Here is a 20,296-nt window from a genome sequence, read left to right as displayed (position 1 = left end):
CAATGAACATTCACACGCCTATGGACAGACTGCTGGGCGGCGTCAACATCGTACTACTTTTATTCATCACGCTAGGCATGCTGTTCCCGTTCTACTACATGGTCATCGTCTCATTCACGTCTTATGACGAATTCGTCACGAAAGACCTGCTCCTCTTTCCGGAGCGATGGGTGACCGATGCCTATACGTTCATACTAAGCACGAAAACATTTTTTCGCTCCATACTGGTAACGATTTTTGTGACGGTGGTCGGAACGCTGCTCAGCTTGCTGCTGACGACGATGATGGCCTACTCCCTTACGCGGAACATTACCGGCCAACGCGTCTTTCTGTTCATGGTCTTGTTCACCTTCGTGTTCGGGGCGGGCATCATTCCGACCTACATGGTCGTCAGAGAGACTCAAATTCTGGATACGTACTGGGCGCTAATTATTCCAACGGCGATCAACTCGTTCAACCTGATCGTCATGCGCCAATTTTTCCTCAGCATCCCGAAGGATCTGACGGAAGCCTCCGTCATAGACGGAGCGAACGATCTGCAAATATTCGGCCGCATCATCGTGCCGTTGTCCAAGCCGGCTCTCGCGGCATTCGGCCTGTTCTATGCCGTCACGAACTGGAACACTTACTTCAACGCGCTGATCTATATTTCCGATCCCGCCAAATGGACCGTGCAGGTTGTGCTCCGCCAGATCGTCATATTGGATCAAGCCTCATCTCTGTCGGACGGCGCCCAGATGGCGCTCGGACAGAACCCGCCTCCGGCGGAGACGATCGGCATGGCAGCGGTGCTTATCGCCACCATTCCTATTCTGATCGTCTATCCGTTTCTGCAGAAGCACTTTGCGAAAGGGGTGATGCTGGGATCAGTGAAGGAATAACGCTTGTCGGCATGTTTTGCTATTGAATGAAAGGCGGTCAAACAATTATAGTGATAAAGGGAGGACATCTATCTTGAAAAACAACAAAAAATGGCTTACTGCCCTGCTTGCCGTATCCATGACAGCCGGTCTCGTCGCTTGCTCCGGCGGCAATGACGCATCCCCGGGCACATCCGGTTCCACAGGCAGCAACGCGTCCGACAACCAAGCGGACAAGAAACAGACGATTACATGGTTCGAAGGCACATGGGAAAGCCCGGTTCCGGAGCCGAAGAGCGACGCGGTTGCAAAAATAAACGAAAAATTCAACGTCGACTTCCAACCGCAGTACATTCCTTGGGACACCTATGAAGAGAAACTGGCCGTCAAGATGGCGTCCGGCGATCTGCCCGATGTCATTGGCATGGAGGAAGTCAATTCCAACTATGTGAAGTGGGCGAAGGACGGTGCTTTCTTGCCGCTGGAGGAGCTGCTCGACGATTATGAGACGATGAAAATCGTTCCTCCGTTCGTAAGGGATTCCTTGACCGTCGATGGTCATATGTACGGCGTTCCGACATACTTCTCCGCCAAGGGCGGCAAGAAGATGGTCATCCGTCAGGACTGGCTGGACAAGCTGGGCCTTGATATGCCGACCAACTACGAGGAATTGAAGCAGGTCGCCATCGCATTCGCCAAGCAAGATCCGGACGGCAACGGCAAGGACGATACGCTTGGACTGGGCCTTGCGAAGAACATCTATTACGATCCGCAGAACGGCGCTTACTATCATAATGATGCCTGGTACCACAAAAATGAGGACGGTCAGTACATTCCGGGCATGATCTCTGAGGCGAACAAGGAGAAAATCCAGTTCCTGATCGATCTGAGCAAGGAAGGCGCCATCAGCAAAGACTGGGCGGTCACAACATATAAAGACGTCTTCAAAGAGTTCAACGCGGGCAAGGTCGGCATCTGGTACGAGCAGCCGGGCGTACAATCTGCGAACGGCATCTACCCTCCGACACTGATGGCGAACGCTCCGGAAGCGGTAGTCGCTCCCGTACCTCCGTTCAAGGCTCCTGACGGCAGCGAAGGCTTGAAGATGGGCTCCGGCTGGTACCGGATGTACCTCGTCTCCTCCAAGCTGAAGGATCAGCCGGAGAAAGTCGCGAAAATTTTGGAAATGATCGACTACATGCGCGGCAGCGTGCCGCTTAACGAGCAAAATCCGCAAAACGAATTTTTCGATTGGAAAATGGGCGGTGAAGGCGAAGGCTACACGATGGTGGACGGCCTCGCATCGAAAAATCCGGAGAAGCGCTCCATGACCGCTCCGGCCGCCTATATTCTGGACTTCAGCTGGGCTGAGAACGACGTCGACCTCGAAGAATTCATCGAGCTGTCTCCTACCCAGGAAGGCAAGGACTTCAATCGGATGATGACGGACATGCTGAAATCGACGAAATGGTACATCGATCCGTCCGGCCGCATTATCGCTCCTAACTATATGGAGAAGAAGACGGAATTGAAGAAGTATATTACGGATGAGACGACGAAAATGATTATCGGTCAGCGCTCCATTGACGAGTGGGACAAGATGGTCGAAGAATGGCTGGCGAAAGGCGGTCAGGAAGCGATCGATGAAGTGAACAAAGCGATTGCCGACAGCAACCTGCAAGGGGAATGGCAATAACGAAGCAATAAAGGCAGTCTGGCGGGCTCATGCTCCGTCAGACTGCCTTTTCTTTCGTTACGTTGCCCGCTCCTGCAGCACGCTCTTCATATAGCTCCTGCTTGCGATGAGGAAGTAGAGGAGCTGCATCGCAATGTAGATGCCGATGACGACGAAGGAATATGTCCAGTTCGACATCTCCATCATGTTGTCCAGCGATTGCATGGCGAACAGAGCGTGACTGATGCCTACCGCGCATGGAATGAAAAATACGATGGCGATCTGGGAGACGATAATACGGCGAATCTCTCCCCTCGTAATGCCGATTCGCGACAGGCTGCGGAACTGCTCGCGCTCCTCCTGCAGCTCTGTGAACAGCTTGAAGTAGATCATGCTGCCCGCGGCGACGAAGAACAGCAGGCTGATGAACATGCCGATGAACAGCGTCAGCCCCATGGACTGGTTATTGGATGCGAATCGCTCCGTCCGCGTCATATCGGCTTCGGATTGGAACGGTTCCGGTATAAGCTGACGCAGCTTGGCTACCGTCGCCTCCGCCTTCTCCCACTGGTTCAATTCATAACCGTAGAAGACCAGCCTCTCCTCTTCCGGAACGCCGGCAATCAGGTTCGCGTAGGTGTGATCGTCCATCACGAACGTCGTACCGACCGATTGGATGAAGGTATTCATCAGATTTTCTTGCACGATGCTGGAGATAGGGTATTCTACTGCTTCTCCATTGATACGGCCTCGTACCGATTTGGAAGCGGCGTCTCTGTTGTCGCGAACGTAGCCATGGATCAGTATCAGCTTGCCCGGCTCCGCTTCAATCGATTTCAATCCTTGCTGCTGCGCCATTGCATTGTAATCGGTATTGGATATAATCATCCCGTCCCACGTCGTGTCGAACTCAGGCTCGCTGCCGAACCATATGCGATCGTCGGCATATACGCCGAACGCTTCCAAGGGAATGCCGACGGTTCTCGTCTCATAGTTGACCGTAACCCCGTCTTCCTTCAATATGCGCTGCATGTCGTTCGGATCGATCACATCATGGGTATGCAGCCCCTTCTCCACATAAGCAATCGTATAAGGAGAGAGCACTCGCGTCGAGTTTTTCATATCCACTGAGAAAATATAGATCGTCCCCATCGCCGTCATGACAACCGCGCTCATGATGGATACGACGAACAGGATGCGGGCGTTGTCCTTAATCTTGTATCCCAACTGCGCGAAGGTAAGCATATTGGTCCGCTTGTAATACATGCTCTTGCGCTTGCCTGCCCAGCGCAGCAGCAGAATGCTGAGCTGCGTGAACAAGAAGTACGTGCCGACGACTACGGTAGCCAGTATCGGCAGCGCGAGCAAGCCGAACGTTGCGCCATCCATGATGAGAGCCATCGCATATCCCGCTCCGAGACTGATCACGCCAATTGCTACAAGGATGGGTGAATAACGCAGCTCGCCTTTCGGCTGCTTGCCCGCCTTGAGCAGGTCGATGATTTCAGTACGGCGCATGCGCATAACTGTCCATACGGAGATGACGAGGAACAGGGCGAAAAAACCGATTGCCGTTGTGAGCAATGCCTCCAGCGGAACGGCGAATGGAATCGTCTCCGTTAAATCCAGCAACGCTCCGATCGCCATGAAGAACAGCTTGCTGAAGAGCATGCCGATGCCGATGCCTGCCGTAATCGCGAACACCGCAATGAACAGATTTTCATACATGATCAGCTTTCGCAGCTGCGTTCTCGTCATCCCGAACAGGGAGTATAGCCCGAATTCCTGCTTCCGCGTCTTCAGAAAGGCGGAGTTGGCGTACAGAATAAACAGGAACGAGAAAATAATAATCAGATACAAGGCAAACTGCATGCCGTCCTGCACATTGGACGCCCCCACAATGTCGCCGTACACCACTTCGGGATGAAAGTTGAACGCCGCATACATGTAGAAGATGCATACCGAAAATACGCTGCTGAGAAAGAAGGCGCTGTATGCGCGCCAATTGCCCCTGATGCTGCTAAGCGCGAGAGAACGGAACGTCATCGAAATTCCCTCCCAGTACGCTGAGCGCATCCAATATTTGCTGGAAGAACGCCTGTCGATTGCTTCCGCGGCGAATTTCCGAGAAAAATCTGCCGTCCTTAATGAACACGATTCGCTGACAATAGCTTGCCGAGAACGGATCGTGCGTGACCATCAGAATCGTCGCCTTCAATCGTTCGTTCATATCCTTCAAGGCGTCCATGACGTCCTTCGCCGCCTTGGAATCCAGATTGCCGGTCAGCTCGTCGGCAAGCACCAGCGAAGGCTCATGAATAATTGCCCGGGCAATAGCGGCTCGCTGCTTCTGCCCGCCGGATACCTCGTAGGTACGCTTGTCCAGTATATGCGCGATTTGCAGAAGCTCCACGATCGGCTTCAGCCGTTGTTCGATCGATCTTGGAGCCATCCCTTCCATGACTAACGGCAATATGATGTTCTCCTTGATCGACAAGGTGTCCAGCAGATTAAAGTCCTGGAAGACGAAGCCAAGCTCTCTCCGCCGGAATAGAGCCAGCTTGTTGTCCGTGAGGCGTGTCGGATTGATCCCGTTAATCTCCAGCTCTCCGCTCGTCGGCCGGTCGATTGTCGCAAGCAGGTTCAGCAGCGTCGTCTTGCCGCTGCCCGACGGCCCCATGACGCCTACGAACTCCCCCGCTTCCACTTGCAGATCGATATCTTCCAGCGCTTTGTAGGTGACATTGCCTTTCGTGCTGTATATTTTGCCTAGCCCTTGGGCTCTCAGTACACTCATTGCTTCTTGATCCTCCCTAGTCATTCGTCATATCGTTCTCGTGATAGGATCAGTATATACGGAAGCAGTGCGGGAACCCATCGATAATCCTTTCATTGTTCCGCCTGTAACCTTACAATTCTGTCACTCGGACATGACATGAATGCCGGCGGGCTTGAAGACAAGGCTGAACGCCGTGCCCTCCCCCGGCTCGGAAGACACCGAGATGGCATGTCCCAGCTTCATGCACACTTGCTTGGTCAAGTAAAGTCCCATTCCCGTCGATTCCCCGCTCGTCCGGCCATTCTCGCCGGTGAAGAAAGCATCGAATATGCGGGACAGCTCTTGCTTCGGTATGCCGATGCCTTCGTCGATAACAGCCAGTACCACTTCTCCTCCCGCATGCTCCGTTATCCGGTAGATCAGCTTCTTGGAGCCCGGCTTGCTCTTGCTGTATTTGATCGCATTGCTTGTCAACTGATTAATGACGAAGATCATCCACTTCTCGTCCGTCTCCACCCACGCCTCGCCTTCAATCCGGGGATAGATGGCGTACTGAATGCATAGCCGCTTATGGGCATTGACCGAAGCCCTGATCAGATCGTGCAGCGGCTTGCGGCGAATATGCACATCCAGCTCGAACTTCTCCAGCCTTGCCGTATGCAGCATCATCTCCAGCCCCCGCGTCATGCGCTCCGTCTCCTCCCTGACGCTGCGGGCAAGCTCTCCAAGCTCCGCTTCGCCGATGGCGCTCGAGCCTTGCGCTTCCTGCATATGCAGATCGATGACGGATATCGGCGTCTTCATGTGATGCACCCATTGCATCACATAATGATTGTGCATCTCCTGCTGGCGCCGGTAGCGTCCCAGCTCGTTCAGATAAGCGCGATGCTGCTCCTCCAGCAGCTTGACGACAAGCTGCTGCTCGCTCGTTACGGCCGCACCGATAATCATCGGCGCTTGAAGCTCGTCAGATTTTATAATGGCTTCTTTCAGTTCATTGTAATAATGCCGCTGTCTCACGTAATCCAGTACGAGCCATACGCCAAGCATGAACAGCGCCAGCAGCACGAAATAGACCATCGTCCCCGTCTCCACAAGTCCCGGATGCCGTGCCGTCTCCAGCAGGAAGAGGCTCGATGCGAGACCGATTATGACGATTACGAGTCCCATATACAATAAGCGGTCCTTCAGGAACAGAATGAGCGACAATCCCTTGCCCGTCGTCCTCATGTTGCCGCACCCTCGCGCAGTACATCTTCGGACAACTTGTACCCCTGCCCTCTAATTGTCTCGATTATCTTCGGCAGTCCCAGCTCCTCCAGCTTCTTGCGCAGCCGCGTCACATTGACCGTCAGCGTATTGTCGTCGACGAATTGGACATCGTCCCATAACGCCTCCAGCAGCGATTCACGGGGAATGACATGGCCCGGCTTCCGCAGCAGGCATTCCGCAAGCAAGCCTTCATTCTTCGTCAGCTCGATCTTCCGTCCCTTCCATTCCAGCTCGCTTCGGCTCAAGTGAAGCTTCAGGCCATGGGCCGACAGCTCCGAAGCGTCATAACGCACAGCGTTCTCGGTTCCGCCTTCTCCGTCCGAACCGCCGCGGCCCATCGTATCCGGCAAAGCCGCATATTCGCCGTACGCGCGTCTTAGTGCGCTTCTTACCTTCGCCATCAGCAGCTCCAGTTGAATCGGCTTCGTAATATAGTCGTCGCCGCCGTTCTCGATCGCCATCACCTGGTCCATCTCCCCGGCTCGGGCGGAGATATAGATGATAGGCATGCTGGAGCGCATTCGAATCTGGCGGCACCAGTAATAACCGTCGAAGTACGGCAAGTTGATATCCAGCAGTACCAGATGAGGGGCGAACGCTTCCAGCTGTGGCATCAGTTCGCGGAATTCGCTCGCCGCAGCCGCCTCGTATCCGTACTGCTCCATTCGCCCTCTCAATATCGCAGCGATCTTCTCATCGTCTTCCACAATAAATATCCGATACATCCTGATCCTCCACCTTCTCTCCGGAACTTGTCATTTCTATATATGTGAGAGAGCAACTTGTACCATTCCCTCTATCTTATTACTATAACCATTCCACCGGCAAACTTCATCCCAGTCACTGGCAAAATCCAGTGAGAAAACGCCTGACGGCGTCCTTCATACATATATCCAAATTGCAACCGAGGTTACATCGCCTGCAACCCCAGTACCTCCTTCTGCTTCATTCGCAAGCGAGGTTTTTTCGATGCTCCAGTGTAGGATTCATACACTAGCCCGGCTCGCACACAAAGTGGGGCAATGCTTTGAAGCCTACCGGGGTACTTGTTATCCTATATGGTGACAAGACGTTAATCGTTTGAAAGGGATTAGCGATTCTCGATAGAATATGTATGAAGATAATCAGGTAATAAATTTATACACATAAGGAGATAAAGCTATGGCAAATAACAAATTACTAAGAATGGACAATGTTGGTGTCGTTGTAGAATCCCTTGATGACGCAATCTCTTTCTTCGAAGAGATTGGCTTGAAGCTCGAAGGGCGGACTACTATCGAAGGTGAATGGGCTGGTCGCGTAACCGGGCTGGGTTCACAGTGTGTAGAGATTGCTATGATGGTTACCCCAGATGGCCACAGCCGACTTGAACTTTCGCGATTTCTCACCCCTGTTACTATATCTGATCACCGAACTGCTCCGGTAAATGCCCTCGGTTATCTACGCGTTATGTTCACCGTTGAAGACATTGACGAACTGGTATCCAGACTCACTAAGTATGGTGCTCAACTCGTTGGAGAAGTGGTTCAGTTCGAGGACTCGTATCGGCTCTGCTACATTCGTGGAGTTGAAGGGCTTCTAATCGGTTTGGCGGAACAAGTGGGTAATAAATAAGTGACGAGGGACTAAACTAACGGGTACTTTAGTTCAATCTTCAGAGAATTAAAACCTATAAAGGAATCCTAAACTGGGGGTAGACAGATGGAGAAGCAAGCATTAGAACTTTATAAGGGATTCATTGATGATTTAGTAGAACTACGCCCATGTGTGTTACCATGCTGGATAGCGGGTAATGGCTGGCCGAAGACCGTTGAAAACGAGAAGATCAATAAAGTTTTGAGTGAATTGACGACAGAACAAAAAGAGGTAATAGCACTGATCGCCCAATCGGCTCGAGATGGCGGGATTCATGATGTACTTGTATATCTTACAGATCAAATCAATCTTGAAGGGCTTGAAATCGTGAAAAATGAAGTAAAAATGGCAACTGATCCCTTTGACTCTGGTATGCATTATGATTGGGTATGCCGCAGAGAAGGAGATTCATGGCCGGATCAGAATAGCTAATTTCGTAAATCACACATTAAGCTATCGGGGAACTTTAGCTCAATACACAACTTAGATGAAGCTGCCGTTGCAATTGACAGCTTCATTACGTTAACTTGCAGTATTGCGGAGTATGAGCACGAAAATCAATGTAAGAAATAAAGAATGAATTCTGATTTGCGGAGAGGGGATTCGTGTTGGAGTATAAAGGTTTAATGGAACTGAAAGATGTATTTTTCTTTGGTCTTACAGAGCCTAAAGTAAATGAATTAAAGCTATATTTTAGCAGAAGCAAAATGAGTGATACACCTGAACGGCTTATTATTGATAAGAAAGAATTCGGGGACTCGTATTCGATAAATGCTGATAAAAACTCTCCAATAATACAAATTGATTTTCAATCATACATTGCATATTCCGTTCGAAATGAATCCTTTACAGTATGGGATGATTACGAGGAATTTGAAGGGATGATATTTAGGGTATACAAGAAATCAAGGTATCTGGACTTTGTTTCTGTTGGAACTTTCGCAACAGAGGATTTTCCAGGACCATTTAAGCACTATGGGATTTCTTGTCTTGACCACATAGTTGACATTGTCACAATATCAGAACCTGTTGTGACGGAAGTGAAACGCTAAGCTATCTGGGAACGATAGCTCAATTAGCCGCCTCTTAACATAGCCTGAATAAAAAAAGACAACCACCGCTTGGATCGCGATGATTGTCTCCTTGTTCTGTTACGCTTATGTCAACTACCAGCCCCGTCTCACCAAATGCTCCAATATAGCTCTAAGCTCGCCGTCATGCTCAGTCGCTTCCTCCGTCTCGCCTTTTACTTCAATTGAGGTAATATCAAGCTTGTAAGTCTCGCCGGCAGCGGATGGAGCGAAGATCAGCTCCCGTTCGTTCTCAAGCACGACTTGGTAGCCGAGCTGCGCGAATGCGCTAATGAAGTCGGATATCTCAGGCTGTTTGTCCTTCGGCAGCATGATCAAGGCTCGCAGCATTTTGCTGCTTGCACCCCTGATCAGCTTAAAGTGAACGATGCACTCTCTCATAGTTCAACAGGGTCCTCCTTGCGTTCTTACTTCAATGCGGCTCCCGTTCCATTGTTCTTCCCGAACGGACCGGGAAGCTTGCTCCACACCTTCGCGTGCAGCCAAGGCGTCAGGAAGCGGTCGACTCCGAAGCGTCCGGCATTCGTGCCCGCGACAATGACCAGCAGACCCAGCAGCAACAGCCAAGGGTTCGAGCTAACCGTGCCCGCGAACATGAACATGAAGTTCATCATAAGACCGAAGAATGCAGCGGTCAGCGTCAGCGTTCCCAGAATAAGGCCAATCCCAACCAGGAACTCTCCCCAAGGGATCAGGAAGTTGATGATCTTAACGTTCGGCAGCGCGAAATGCTCGATAAAGGCGTTGTACGTCGGATACATCTCTGTGCCCGAACCGCCGTCCATCACTGGGTTTTCCACTACGCGATTCAAGTAGCCGGCAGCATCGAAAGCCTTTTCGCCTGTAATTTTATTCCAACCGGATGTCAGCCATTTATACCCTAATACCAGTCTGATCACGGTAATGATGCCTGCTGTCCATACATTCTCTCTCCATAGTTTCATCATTTGCCATCACTCCTTTGCTTGATGTCTCAAGTATATTGGAGATGATTGGCTTTCGAAGTGACTTTTGTCACAAATTCAGTTCAGAATGTGTAAAAGTCACTATTGCCTATTGTGCCGGCGCATCCCACGGCACCAGCAGCTTCACTTCCGTCCCTTCTCCCAAAGCCGAAGTTACCGTCAGCTTGCCGCCAACCGCCCTGGCTCTCTCCTCCATGCTGAACATGCCGACGCCTGTCGGATCTCCGTCGGTAAGGAAGCCGGCTCCGCGGTCTGCGATCGTCACGGCGACTTCATACTCCCGTTCCTCGATCGTCACCTCCGCCTCCTGAACCCCCGCATACTTGGCAATGTTGGTGAGCGCCTCCTGAATAACGCGATAGATCGCCGTCTCCTTCAAGGAGCCCAGCCGATTCCGCAAGTCGTTCGTGAACTGCACGTCAATGCCGAAGTGCTCGGAATAATTGTCGATATACGTACGAATCGCAGGACCTACCCCCAGATCATCCAATACAGACGGCCTTAGCTCCCAAGCCATCCCTCTGACATCCTCCATGACGCCGGACACCTCGTCGCGGAGCTGCTTCAAGCCGTCAACTCCCTCATGATCGCCGATGAGCCTGTCAAGTCCGATCAGCAGCGAGAACAGGCTTTGGCCTACCCCGTCATGCAGCTCCCGGGATATTCGCTTGCGTTCCTCTTCCTGCACCTGCATGACTTTCTCCATCATGGCCTTCAGTTCGCGCTCCGCTCGCTTCCGGTCCGTCACTTCCGTACGTATGGCCAAATATTGATACGGCCTTCCCTTCTCGTTCAGGAACGGCACGATCGTCGTATTCACCCAATAATAGCTGCCGTCCTTCGCCCGGTTCTTCACTTCGCCGCGCCATACCTCGCCGCGCGAGATCGTGCGCCACAGTTCACGGAAGAAATCTTTGCCGTGATAGCCGGAATTGATAATGCGGTGATCCTGCCCCAGCAATTCGTGCCGTTCATACTTCGATATTTCGCAGAACTTGTCATTGACGTATAGTATGGCGCCTCTGGCATCCGTTATGGCTACGATCGACGAAGCATCCAGGGCGAACTTGACGTCCGACAGCTGCGCCAGAGAGTGCTTGGCGCTGGCCAGCAGCTCGTCGTCCTGCAGTTGCTCCTCCAGTCGGCAGAGCAGTTCGCGTACTTCTTCACCGGCATTGCCAATCCAATTATAATGCCCTTCTCTACTCAAACTGCAGCAACCCTTTCTTCATCGCAAATTTCACGAGATCCGGCCGCGACTTCAACCCCAACTTGTCCATCAGGTGGCTCTTGTGCGTTTCCACCGTCTTGACGCTGATGTACAGGTTGGCAGCGATCTCTTTGTTCGTATACCCTTTCGCCAGCCAGCCCAATATTTCCTTCTCTCTGTCCGACAAGGTATCATAGGGGCTTGCACCGTCTCCCCCGTTCCTGATCCGGTCCATGTAATCGTTCATCAGCTTCTTGGTTGCAGTAGGATACAGATAAGCGTCGCCGCTGGCGACGCATTGAATGGCCGACACGAGTTCATCATGCGGCGCATTCTTCAATATATAGCCCGAGGCTCCAATTCCGATTGCTCGGAACAAATATTCTTCATCGTCATGCATCGTCAATATAAGGACAGCCGTATCCGGCGACAGCTTCTTCAGCTCGGAAGTGGCTGTCATGCCATCCTTGCCGTGTGGCATGCTGAGGTCCATCAGGACGACATCCGGCGACAGCTCCTTCGTCAAGGCGATCGCTTCGTCGCCTTCAGAAGCTTCCCCCACGACTTGAATGCCGTGCTTGCCGTCCAGCAGCATGGCCAGTCCGGACCTGACGACGGCATGGTCGTCGCATATTAACAGCTTGATCATGATTCCCCTCCTTTGTTCTTTAATTTCTATTATAAAGGGTTCTGCTTGTAATCACAGCCAAAAATTCACACCACCATCTTCTTTACAAATTCTTCGCCCCATTGCCGGCCGATCTGGAGATGCTGAGGCGTGTACACCTCACCGCTCCTGCGCCCAAGCAGGACGATCCAATTATATTGCGCGTCCTGCTTCAAAGGGATGGCGGCCGCTATACTTAACGATTCCGTCAACATAATGGCTTCACCAAGCTTGAAGCGCTCCCCGTCCCCAAGCGGCGCCTTCGTCTCCATCGGTCTTCCGGCACGCAGAGCCATGCCCGACAGCCCCTGTGTCGCTCTCTGACGAATAGCGACCGTCCGTTCGTTGCGGTGACCGCACATCTCCACCCATTGCAGCTTGCGCGTCGAAGCGTCCAGGTGCCCGACCGCCACCACTTCGCTCTCCGTCTGATGCATAAGCACTTGCAGCCAATTCCGCACTTCTGCTCCGGACTCTTCTTTCATATTCATAACCATGGCACTAACCCTTTCGTCATCTGACATCAACCCGAACGTCACGCATTTCTTACCACATAAGAATGTATCAGTTTTCGAGATGCTCGAAATCCAAAATTGTTATTGGCGATATATTGTAGTTTCTATTATAAAGATTTATTTACCCGATGTAAGTCAGGAGAATTCCCCTAATATAATCAGGGAGTTCCCTGATTACGCCTGTCGCCCCCTGCAAGTATGATGAAGACATAAGGAATCTCGAAAGGATGATGGCAGTGAGCATTTACTTTGCAACCGATACAAAACCCGAAACGACGAAAGAACATCTCTGGCATAACGGCGGCATTACGGATGTCTTCTCCGCAGAACAATGCGATCAATTGGCTTCCGTCATGCATATCAAGCGGCTTCCCGCCGGCAGCTACCTGTTCTGGGAAGGCGACGAATCGACGGCCGTCTATTGGGTGCTGGAAGGCCGGATGAAGCTGCGCAAGTCAACCAGCGACGGCAAAGACTTGCTGCTGTCCATCGTCCAGTCCGGCGATATGATCGCCGACATTGATGCCTGGGACACCTTCCACCGCTACAGCGCGGAAGCGATGGGCGAGGTGAAGGTCGGCGTCATCTCCCGATTGCAGCTGGAGATGCTGCTATGCCGCAATGGCGAGTTCGCTTACCGCTTCGCTATGTGGATGAGCCAGATCCAGCGGCAGACTGAATCCAAGCTGCGAGATCTGCTGATGGGCGGCAAGAACGGAGCGCTCGCTTCCACGTTAATCCGTCTGTGCAACAGCTTCGGCATTCAGCAGGAGGATGGGCTGCTTATCGACATCAAGCTGACCAACAACGAGCTGGCGGAGCTGGTGGGCACGACCAGGGAAGGCATTAACCGGATGCTAGCGAAGATGAAGCGCGACGGCATTGTGGAATGTGTCGGAACGGGCATGCTCCGCATCGTGGACTTGCAAGAGCTTCGCCAGATGGCCGGATGCCCGGACTGTCCGTTGTGTCCCAATCATATTTGCCGCATATAGCAAGGCTGAAGGCAAGAACTAGATGAATCATCCATTTAATTGTCACATCCCTCCAGTATAAAGTGATATTTCTCACAGAAGGAAGAATGCGGCGGGCATATGATTAAATTGTAAGCTATTGAAGGATAAGGAGTGAGCAAGCATGGCTGTGAAAGAGAAGAAGATGGCTGCCGGACAAACTGCTGGCGAGATAATTGACCGATTGGTAGAACGCGCACGAAAGGCGCAAGAACAGTTCATGTCCCTGTCTCAGGAGCAAGTGGATCATATTGTGCAGAAAATGGCGCTGGCCGGACTTGATAAGCATATGCAGCTCGCGAAGATGGCGGTGGAAGAAACCGGCCGCGGCGTATATGAGGACAAAATTACGAAGAATATTTTCGCAACCGAGTATATTTATCACAGCATTAAATACGACAAAACCGTTGGCATTATCGAATCCAATCCATATGAGAACTACCGGATGATCGCCGAGCCAGTAGGCGTTATTGCTGGCGTGACGCCAGTAACCAACCCTACATCCACAACGATGTTCAAGGCGCTGATCGCCATTAAGACACGCAACCCGATCATATTCGGCTTCCATCCATCCGCACAGAACTGCAGCGCCGAAGCTGCCCGCGTCCTGCTGGATGCGGCGGTAGAAGCGGGAGCGCCGGCCCATTGCATTCAATGGATCGCCCAGCCTTCCATGGAAGCGACGGGACTGCTGATGAACCATAAGGGCGTAGCGCTCGTGCTTGCAACAGGAGGAGCAGCGATGGTAAAGGCGGCTTACAGCACAGGCAAGCCTGCGCTCGGCGTAGGCCCAGGCAATGTGCCATGCTTCATCGACAAGACAGCGAATCTGAAGCAAGCGGTAACGGACCTGATCTTGTCCAAGACATTCGACAACGGCATGATCTGCGCTTCGGAACAAGCAGTTATTATTGAAGAACCAGTATACGATGCGGTGAAAAACATGATGAGCGCGCTAGGCTGCTACTTCTTGAACGAGCAGGAAACCGCGGCTGTATCCGGTCTGGTCATCAACTCCGAGAAATGCGCGGTTAACGGCGTCATCGTCGGCCAATCCGCTGTGACGATCGCCAAGATGGCAGGCGTGAACGTACCGGAGGACACGAAAATTCTCGTCGCGGAGCTTGGCGGAGTAGGCGATGAGTATCCGTTATCTGCCGAGAAGCTAAGTCCAGTGCTGGCTTGCTACCGCGTCAAAAATGCCGAGCAGGGCATCCAGCGTTCCGCTGAGGTCGTGCAATACGGCGGCATGGGCCACTCTTCGGTCATCCACTCCAGTAATGAAGCGGTAATCGAAGCGTTCGCCGCACGCTTGCAGACTGGACGGGTCATCGTCAATTCGCCTTCTACACACGGTGCGATCGGCGACATCTACAATACGAATCTTCCGTCGCTTACGCTGGGATGCGGTTCATACGGCCATAACTCCACGACCAACAACGTGTCTGCCGTCAACCTGCTCAACATTAAGCGCGTAGCGGACCGTACTGTGAATATGCAATGGTTCAAAATACCGCCGAAAATCTACTTTGAACGCGGTGCGACCCAATATCTTGCCAAAATGCCGGACATCAGCCGTGTGCTCATCGTCACAGATGCGATGATGGTCAAGCTGGGTTACGTCGAAAAGATCGAATATTACTTGCGCAAACGCAAGCAGCCCGTTCAAATCGAAATATTCGAGGATATTGAGCCCGATCCATCAGTGGAAACCGTGGCGCGTGGCACCGATGTGATGAATCGCTTCCAGCCGGACTGCATCATCGCACTTGGCGGCGGCTCTCCGATGGATGCAGCGAAGGCGATGTGGCTGTTCTATGAATACCCGGACACGAATTTCGAAGCAATCAAAATGAAGTTCCTGGACATTCGCAAGCGTGTCTACAAATATCCTAGACTTGGCAACAAGGCGCAGTTCGTCGCGATTCCGACAACATCGGGCACTGGCTCGGAGGTAACTTCCTTCGCCGTCATTACCGACAAGAAAAACGGCAACACGAAATACCCGCTGGCCGATTACGAGCTGACGCCTGACGTAGCGATCATCGATCCCGAGTATGTATACAGCTTGCCGAAGACAATCGTCGCAGATACCGGGATGGACGTGCTCACGCATGCGATCGAATCGTACGTATCCGTCATGGCGAACGACTATACGGACGGTCTGGCGATGAAGGCAATCCAGCTTGTCTTCGAGAATCTGGAGAAATCGTTCGCAACAGGTGATGTAGTCGCCCGGGAGAAAATGCACAATGCGTCGACGATCGCCGGCATGGCCTTCGCCAATGCGTTCCTCGGCATCAACCACAGCTTGGCGCATAAGTTCGGGGCGGAATTCCACCTCGCGCACGGCCGCACCAATGCGATTCTGATGCCGCATGTCATTCGCTACAATGCGCAGCGTCCGACGAAGTTCCAGTCGTTCCCGAAATATGACCACTTCAAAGCGGATGTCCGTTACGCCGAGATCGCCCGTATGCTGGGATTGCCTGCCGGCTCCACAGCCGACGGCGTGAACAGCCTGATCGAAGCGGTGCGCAAGCTGAACCGTTCGCTCGGCATACCGGAGAGCTTCCAAGAGGCGGGCGTGAACGAGAAGGAATTCCTCTCCAAGGTGGATTACTTGGCCGATCGGGCGTTCGAGGATCAGTGTACGACGGCCAATCCGCGTCTGCCGCTCGTTACGGAGCTTGCGGAAGTGTACAAGAAAACGTACTACGGCACGTTCGAGTAGAGAAATAGCTCGGTCGGACGTTAGCGAAGCAATGCCACTTATTCGAAGGAGATGAGAGCCCTGCGCTCTCTCTCCTATTATTCCCTAGGAGGTTACAAGTATGACTACCACCAAGCAGCAAGTAAAGCGGGATGATGCATGGCAAGGATTCCAGGGCGGTCAGTGGGAGCAGCGCGTCAATGTCAGAGCGTTCATTCTTGCGAACATGACGCCTTACGTGGGCGGCGATTCCTTCCTGGCAGGCGCGACGGAGGCGACGAAGAAGCTATGGGATGAGATTAGCGAGCTGACCCGTCAGGAGCGGCAGCGCGGCGGTGTGCTGGATGTAGACGTGAATACGCCATCCACGATTGTGTCCCATAAGCCGGGGTATATCGACAAGAAGCTGGAGCAGATCGTCGGCGTTCAGACAGACGAGCCGTTCAAGCGCTCGATCCAGCCGTTCGGCGGCATTCGCATGGTGCAAGATGCTTGTGAGGCGTACGGCTTTGAACTTCCGGAAGAGATTGTGAAGCTCTTCACAGACATTCGCAAGACGCATAACCAAGGCGTATTCGACGCTTATACGCCTGATATGAGGCTGGCGCGCAAGGCCGGCATTATTACCGGCTTGCCGGACGCTTACGGCAGAGGCCGCATCATCGGCGACTACCGGCGTGTGGCGCTGTACGGCGTAGACCGACTCATCGAGGAGAAGAAACGGGATCGGGCGTTGACCGACCATGCGGATATGACTGAAGCGGTCATGCGCGAGCGCGAAGAGCATTCCGAGCAGCTCCGCGCGCTGCTGGAACTGAAGGAGATGGCCGCCTCTTACGGCTTCGACATTTCCCGGCCTGCAAGCAATGCGCTGGAGGCGGTGCAATGGCTGTATTTTGCCTACCTGGGCGCGATTAAGGAGCAGAACGGAGCGGCGATGAGCCTTGGCCGCGTCTCCACCTTCCTGGACATCTACTTCGAACGCGATCTGAGAGACGGCATGCTGACAGAGCAGGAAGCGCAGGAGATGATCGACCACTTCGTCATGAAGCTTCGCATCGTGAAGTTCCTACGTACGCCGGACTACAACGAACTGTTCAGCGGCGACCCTACCTGGGTAACGGAAGCGATCGGCGGCATTGCTGAAGACGGCCGGCCGATGGTCACGAAGACGTCGTTCCGCCTGCTTCATACGCTGTACAATCTGGGTCCTGCTCCAGAGCCGAACTTAACTGTGCTCTGGTCCGAGCAGCTGCCGGAAGGCTTCAAGAAGTTCTGCGCCAAGGTATCCATCGAGACCAGCTCCATCCAATATGAGAACGACGACCTGATGCGTCCGCAGTTCGGGGACGATTACGGCATCGCCTGCTGTGTATCCGCTATGCGGATCGGAAAGCAAATGCAGTTCTTCGGAGCTCGCGCCAATCTGGCAAAGGCCCTTCTGTACGCCATCAACGGCGGCGTGGATGAGAAGCTGGGCTTGCAAGTCGTATCCTCGGCGGAAGCGCCGATCACAGCCGAATTGCTGGATTATGATGATGTAGTAGCGCGCTTCGACAAGGTGATGGATTGGCTGGCAGGACTGTATATGAACACATTGAACGTCATTCACTATATGCATGACAAATATTGCTACGAGCGACTGGAATTCGCCCTGCACGACCGGGAGATTATCCGCACGATGGCATGCGGCATCGCCGGCTTGTCCGTCGTCGCCGACAGCCTCAGCGCCATCAAGCATGCCAAGGTATATCCGATCCGCAATGAGGACGGCATCGCTGTCGACTTCCGCATCGAAGGCGACTACCCGCAATACGGCAACAACGACCAACGCGTCGATGACATTGCCGTCGGACTTGTAGAGACGTTCATGAACAAGCTTCGTACGCATAAGCCGTATCGCGACGCCATTCCGACGCAATCCGTCCTGACGATTACTTCGAACGTCGTCTACGGCAAGAAGACGGGCTCGACGCCGGACGGACGGAAAGCAGGCGAGCCGTTCGCGCCCGGCGCCAATCCAATGCACGGCCGCGACCGCAAGGGCGCGCTCGCTTCGCTCGCCAGCGTAGCCAAGCTGCCTTACGAGCACTCGCTTGACGGCATCTCCAACACGTTCTCGATCGTAGGCAAGGCGCTGGGCCGAGAAGCGGAAGGGCAAGTCGACAACTTGACCGCGCTGCTGGACGGCTATATGGGCAACGGAGGCCATCACCTCAATGTGAATGTGTTCGATCGGGCTACGCTGCAAGCGGCGATGGAGCATCCGGAGCAGTATCCGCAGCTGACTGTACGCGTATCGGGCTATGCGGTCAACTTCATCAAGCTGACGAAGGAACAGCAGCTTGAAGTCATCAGCCGGACGTTCCACGGTGAAATGTAATGAGCGACGTCAGGGGCCGCATTCATTCCTTCGAAACCTTCGGCACAGTAGACGGTCCCGGTATACGCTTCGTCTTGTTCATGCAAGGATGCGCATTGCGCTGCCGCTTCTGCCACAATCCCGACACTTGGGATAAGGGAGACGGGCAGGAAATGTCCGTAGATGAAGTGCTTGCGGAGATCGAGCCGTATCTCCGCTATTACCGGGCATCCGGCGGCGGCTTGACCGTTACGGGCGGAGAGCCGACGCTGCAAGCCGCTTTCGTAGCGGAGCTGTTCCGGGAAGCGAAGCGCCGCTACGGGCTGCATACCGCACTGGACAGCTCCGGCTACTGCGAGCCGTCCGTCGCGGACGAGACGGGACTGCTTGAAGCGACTGATCTGGTGCTTCTGGATCTTAAACAGATAAATGAACAGAAGCATATCGGGCTTACTACCCAGTCTAACGAGCGCATTTTGCGCTTTGCTACCCATCTGTCGGACATCGGCACGACAACGTGGATCAGGCACGTGGTCATTCCCGGCGTCACGGATGATTACAGCGATCTTCAGGAGCTTGGACGCTATATCGGCAAGCTGAAGTGCGTGCAGAAGATCGAGCTGCTGCCCTACCATCGGATGGGCGTATACAAATGGCAGCAGTTGGGCTTGCCCTACATGCTCGACGGGGTTCCCGCTCCATCCGAAAGGGATATGGAGCGCGCTCGGGCAATCGTAGAGCTGGCTCAGCAGCTGGCGAAGCAAGAAACGTGATTCTTGAATCGTGATTCTCGAGTCGTGATTCTTGAGTCGTGAATGATGGATGCAAGAGGATTGAAGCAAGAGGATTGAAGCAAGAGGATTGATGCAAGAGGATTGATGCAAGAGGATTGATGCAAGAGGAAAGATGCTAGAGGAAAGATGCAACAGGATAGTAGCCCTCTTCTCAAGGAACGAAGAAGATAACACACAATCAATCGCGAGCATACGAACACTAAAGTTCATGTTCAGCTTATCGGCTTCATTCAGCAGCCGGACCGAGGAAGCCCCATAACGCCTTCGTGGGGCTTCTTCTTATTTCCCTATATTCTAACCAGGGCACGATTGTTGGGGCTATGTGAGCATATTGAGCGATAGAAGGCTGCTTGGGGGCGGGCGGGGCTCGATTGGCGGGGCTATGTGAGCATTTTGCGCGGATGGAGCACACTTTTCAGCTTTCATAGGAGGCTATGTGAACATATTGAGCGATAGAAGGCTACTTGGGGGCGGGCGGGGTTCGATTGGCGGGGCTATGTGAGCATTTTGCGCGGATGGAGCACACTTTTCAGCTTTCATAGGAGGCTATGTGAACATATTGAGCGATAGAAGGCTACTTGGGGGCAGGCGGGGCTCGATTGGCGGGGCTATGTGAGCATTTTGCGCGGATGGAGCACACTTTTCGGCTTTCGTAGGAGGCTATGTGAGCATAATGAGCGATAGAAGGCTACTTGGGGGCAGGCGGGGTTCGATTGGCGGAGCTATGCGAGCATTTTGCGCGGAT

General features: G+C 53.1%; 18 protein-coding genes. 9 read left to right on the top strand and 9 right to left on the bottom strand.

The genetic code is table 11. The annotated features are described in order from the left end of the window. Positions 1 to 2: 2 nt before the first annotated feature. Positions 3 to 881, top strand: a complete 879-nt coding sequence (locus M6D81_RS13970) for a carbohydrate ABC transporter permease (protein ID WP_262677515.1) — start codon at positions 3 to 5, stop codon at positions 879 to 881. A 73-nt stretch (positions 882 to 954) separates the two neighbouring features. Further along, on the top strand, positions 955 to 2,556 hold the full coding sequence (locus tag M6D81_RS13965; protein ID WP_262677514.1) for an extracellular solute-binding protein: 1,602 nt from the start codon (positions 955 to 957) through the stop codon (positions 2,554 to 2,556). A 57-nt stretch (positions 2,557 to 2,613) separates the two neighbouring features. Here the strand turns inward: M6D81_RS13965 and M6D81_RS13960 are convergent, their stop codons facing one another. From M6D81_RS13960 to M6D81_RS13945, 4 genes are all read right to left on the bottom strand, one after another. Continuing rightward, on the bottom strand, positions 2,614 to 4,581 hold the full coding sequence (locus M6D81_RS13960; protein ID WP_262677513.1) for an ABC transporter permease: 1,968 nt from the start codon (positions 4,579 to 4,581) through the stop codon (positions 2,614 to 2,616). Next, a complete protein-coding gene (locus M6D81_RS13955; protein WP_262677512.1) occupies positions 4,556 to 5,332 on the bottom strand; it encodes an ABC transporter ATP-binding protein in 777 nt (258 codons plus the stop codon). The genes M6D81_RS13960 and M6D81_RS13955 overlap by 26 nt, the downstream gene beginning before the upstream one ends. Before the next feature lie 123 nt (positions 5,333 to 5,455). Continuing rightward, positions 5,456 to 6,544, bottom strand: a complete 1,089-nt coding sequence (locus M6D81_RS13950) for a sensor histidine kinase (RefSeq protein ID WP_262677511.1) — start codon at positions 6,542 to 6,544, stop codon at positions 5,456 to 5,458. Further along, the gene (locus M6D81_RS13945; RefSeq protein WP_262677510.1) at positions 6,541 to 7,311 is read right to left on the bottom strand and encodes a response regulator transcription factor; all 771 of its coding nucleotides are present in this window, start codon (positions 7,309 to 7,311) and stop codon (positions 6,541 to 6,543) included. Before M6D81_RS13945 ends, M6D81_RS13950 begins: the two co-directional genes overlap by 4 nt. 436 nt (positions 7,312 to 7,747) lie before the next feature. Between M6D81_RS13945 and M6D81_RS13940 the strand changes: the two genes are divergently transcribed. From M6D81_RS13940 to M6D81_RS13930, 3 genes are all read left to right on the top strand, one after another. Further along, entirely contained in the window at positions 7,748 to 8,200 is a 453-nt protein-coding gene (locus M6D81_RS13940) for a VOC family protein (RefSeq protein WP_262677509.1), read from the top strand. 87 nt (positions 8,201 to 8,287) lie between these two features. Beyond that, on the top strand, positions 8,288 to 8,653 hold the full coding sequence (locus tag M6D81_RS13935) for a DUF6547 family protein (RefSeq protein WP_262677508.1): 366 nt from the start codon (positions 8,288 to 8,290) through the stop codon (positions 8,651 to 8,653). 173 nt (positions 8,654 to 8,826) lie between these two features. Beyond that, a complete protein-coding gene (locus M6D81_RS13930) occupies positions 8,827 to 9,273 on the top strand; it encodes a hypothetical protein (RefSeq protein ID WP_262677507.1) in 447 nt (148 codons plus the stop codon). Between the two features lie 114 nt (positions 9,274 to 9,387). On the opposite strand, the gene M6D81_RS13925 is transcribed toward M6D81_RS13930, so the two are convergent. From M6D81_RS13925 to M6D81_RS13905, 5 genes are all read right to left on the bottom strand, one after another. Then, entirely contained in the window at positions 9,388 to 9,693 is a 306-nt protein-coding gene (locus tag M6D81_RS13925) for a hypothetical protein (protein ID WP_262677506.1), read from the bottom strand. A 26-nt stretch (positions 9,694 to 9,719) separates the two neighbouring features. Continuing rightward, the gene (locus M6D81_RS13920; protein WP_262677505.1) at positions 9,720 to 10,259 is read right to left on the bottom strand and encodes a DoxX family protein; all 540 of its coding nucleotides are present in this window, start codon (positions 10,257 to 10,259) and stop codon (positions 9,720 to 9,722) included. A gap of 106 nt (positions 10,260 to 10,365) precedes the next feature. After that, on the bottom strand, positions 10,366 to 11,487 hold the full coding sequence (locus M6D81_RS13915) for a PAS domain-containing sensor histidine kinase (protein ID WP_410795735.1): 1,122 nt from the start codon (positions 11,485 to 11,487) through the stop codon (positions 10,366 to 10,368). Further along, positions 11,480 to 12,136, bottom strand: a complete 657-nt coding sequence (locus M6D81_RS13910) for a response regulator transcription factor (RefSeq protein WP_317259125.1) — start codon at positions 12,134 to 12,136, stop codon at positions 11,480 to 11,482. Before M6D81_RS13910 ends, M6D81_RS13915 begins: the two co-directional genes overlap by 8 nt. Positions 12,137 to 12,201: 65 nt before the next feature. Continuing rightward, a complete protein-coding gene (locus M6D81_RS13905) occupies positions 12,202 to 12,651 on the bottom strand; it encodes a hypothetical protein (protein ID WP_262677504.1) in 450 nt (149 codons plus the stop codon). Between the two features lie 245 nt (positions 12,652 to 12,896). On the opposite strand from M6D81_RS13905, the gene M6D81_RS13900 reads away from it, so the two are divergent. The 4 genes from M6D81_RS13900 (at position 12,897) to pflA (ending at position 19,530) form a co-directional block, all read left to right on the top strand. Beyond that, entirely contained in the window at positions 12,897 to 13,664 is a 768-nt protein-coding gene (locus M6D81_RS13900; protein WP_262677503.1) for a Crp/Fnr family transcriptional regulator, read from the top strand. A 142-nt stretch (positions 13,665 to 13,806) separates the two neighbouring features. Next, complete coding sequence (gene adhE / locus M6D81_RS13895; protein ID WP_262677502.1) at positions 13,807 to 16,416, top strand: bifunctional acetaldehyde-CoA/alcohol dehydrogenase; 2,610 nt, start codon at positions 13,807 to 13,809, stop codon at positions 16,414 to 16,416. Positions 16,417 to 16,516: 100 nt separating this feature from the next. Continuing rightward, a complete protein-coding gene (gene pflB / locus M6D81_RS13890; RefSeq protein WP_262677501.1) occupies positions 16,517 to 18,778 on the top strand; it encodes a formate C-acetyltransferase in 2,262 nt (753 codons plus the stop codon). Then, positions 18,778 to 19,530 (top strand): pyruvate formate-lyase-activating protein, encoded by a 753-nt coding sequence (gene pflA, locus M6D81_RS13885; RefSeq protein WP_262677500.1) that lies wholly within the window; start codon positions 18,778 to 18,780, stop codon positions 19,528 to 19,530. The genes pflB and pflA overlap by 1 nt, the downstream gene beginning before the upstream one ends. Positions 19,531 to 20,296: the final 766 nt, after the last annotated feature.

The sequence above is a fragment of the Paenibacillus sp. J5C2022 genome (genome assembly GCF_025567625.1).
In the GTDB taxonomy this organism is placed as follows: Bacteria; Bacillota; Bacilli; order Paenibacillales; family Paenibacillaceae; genus Pristimantibacillus.
This window is presented reverse-complemented; position numbering and strand designations above follow the sequence as displayed.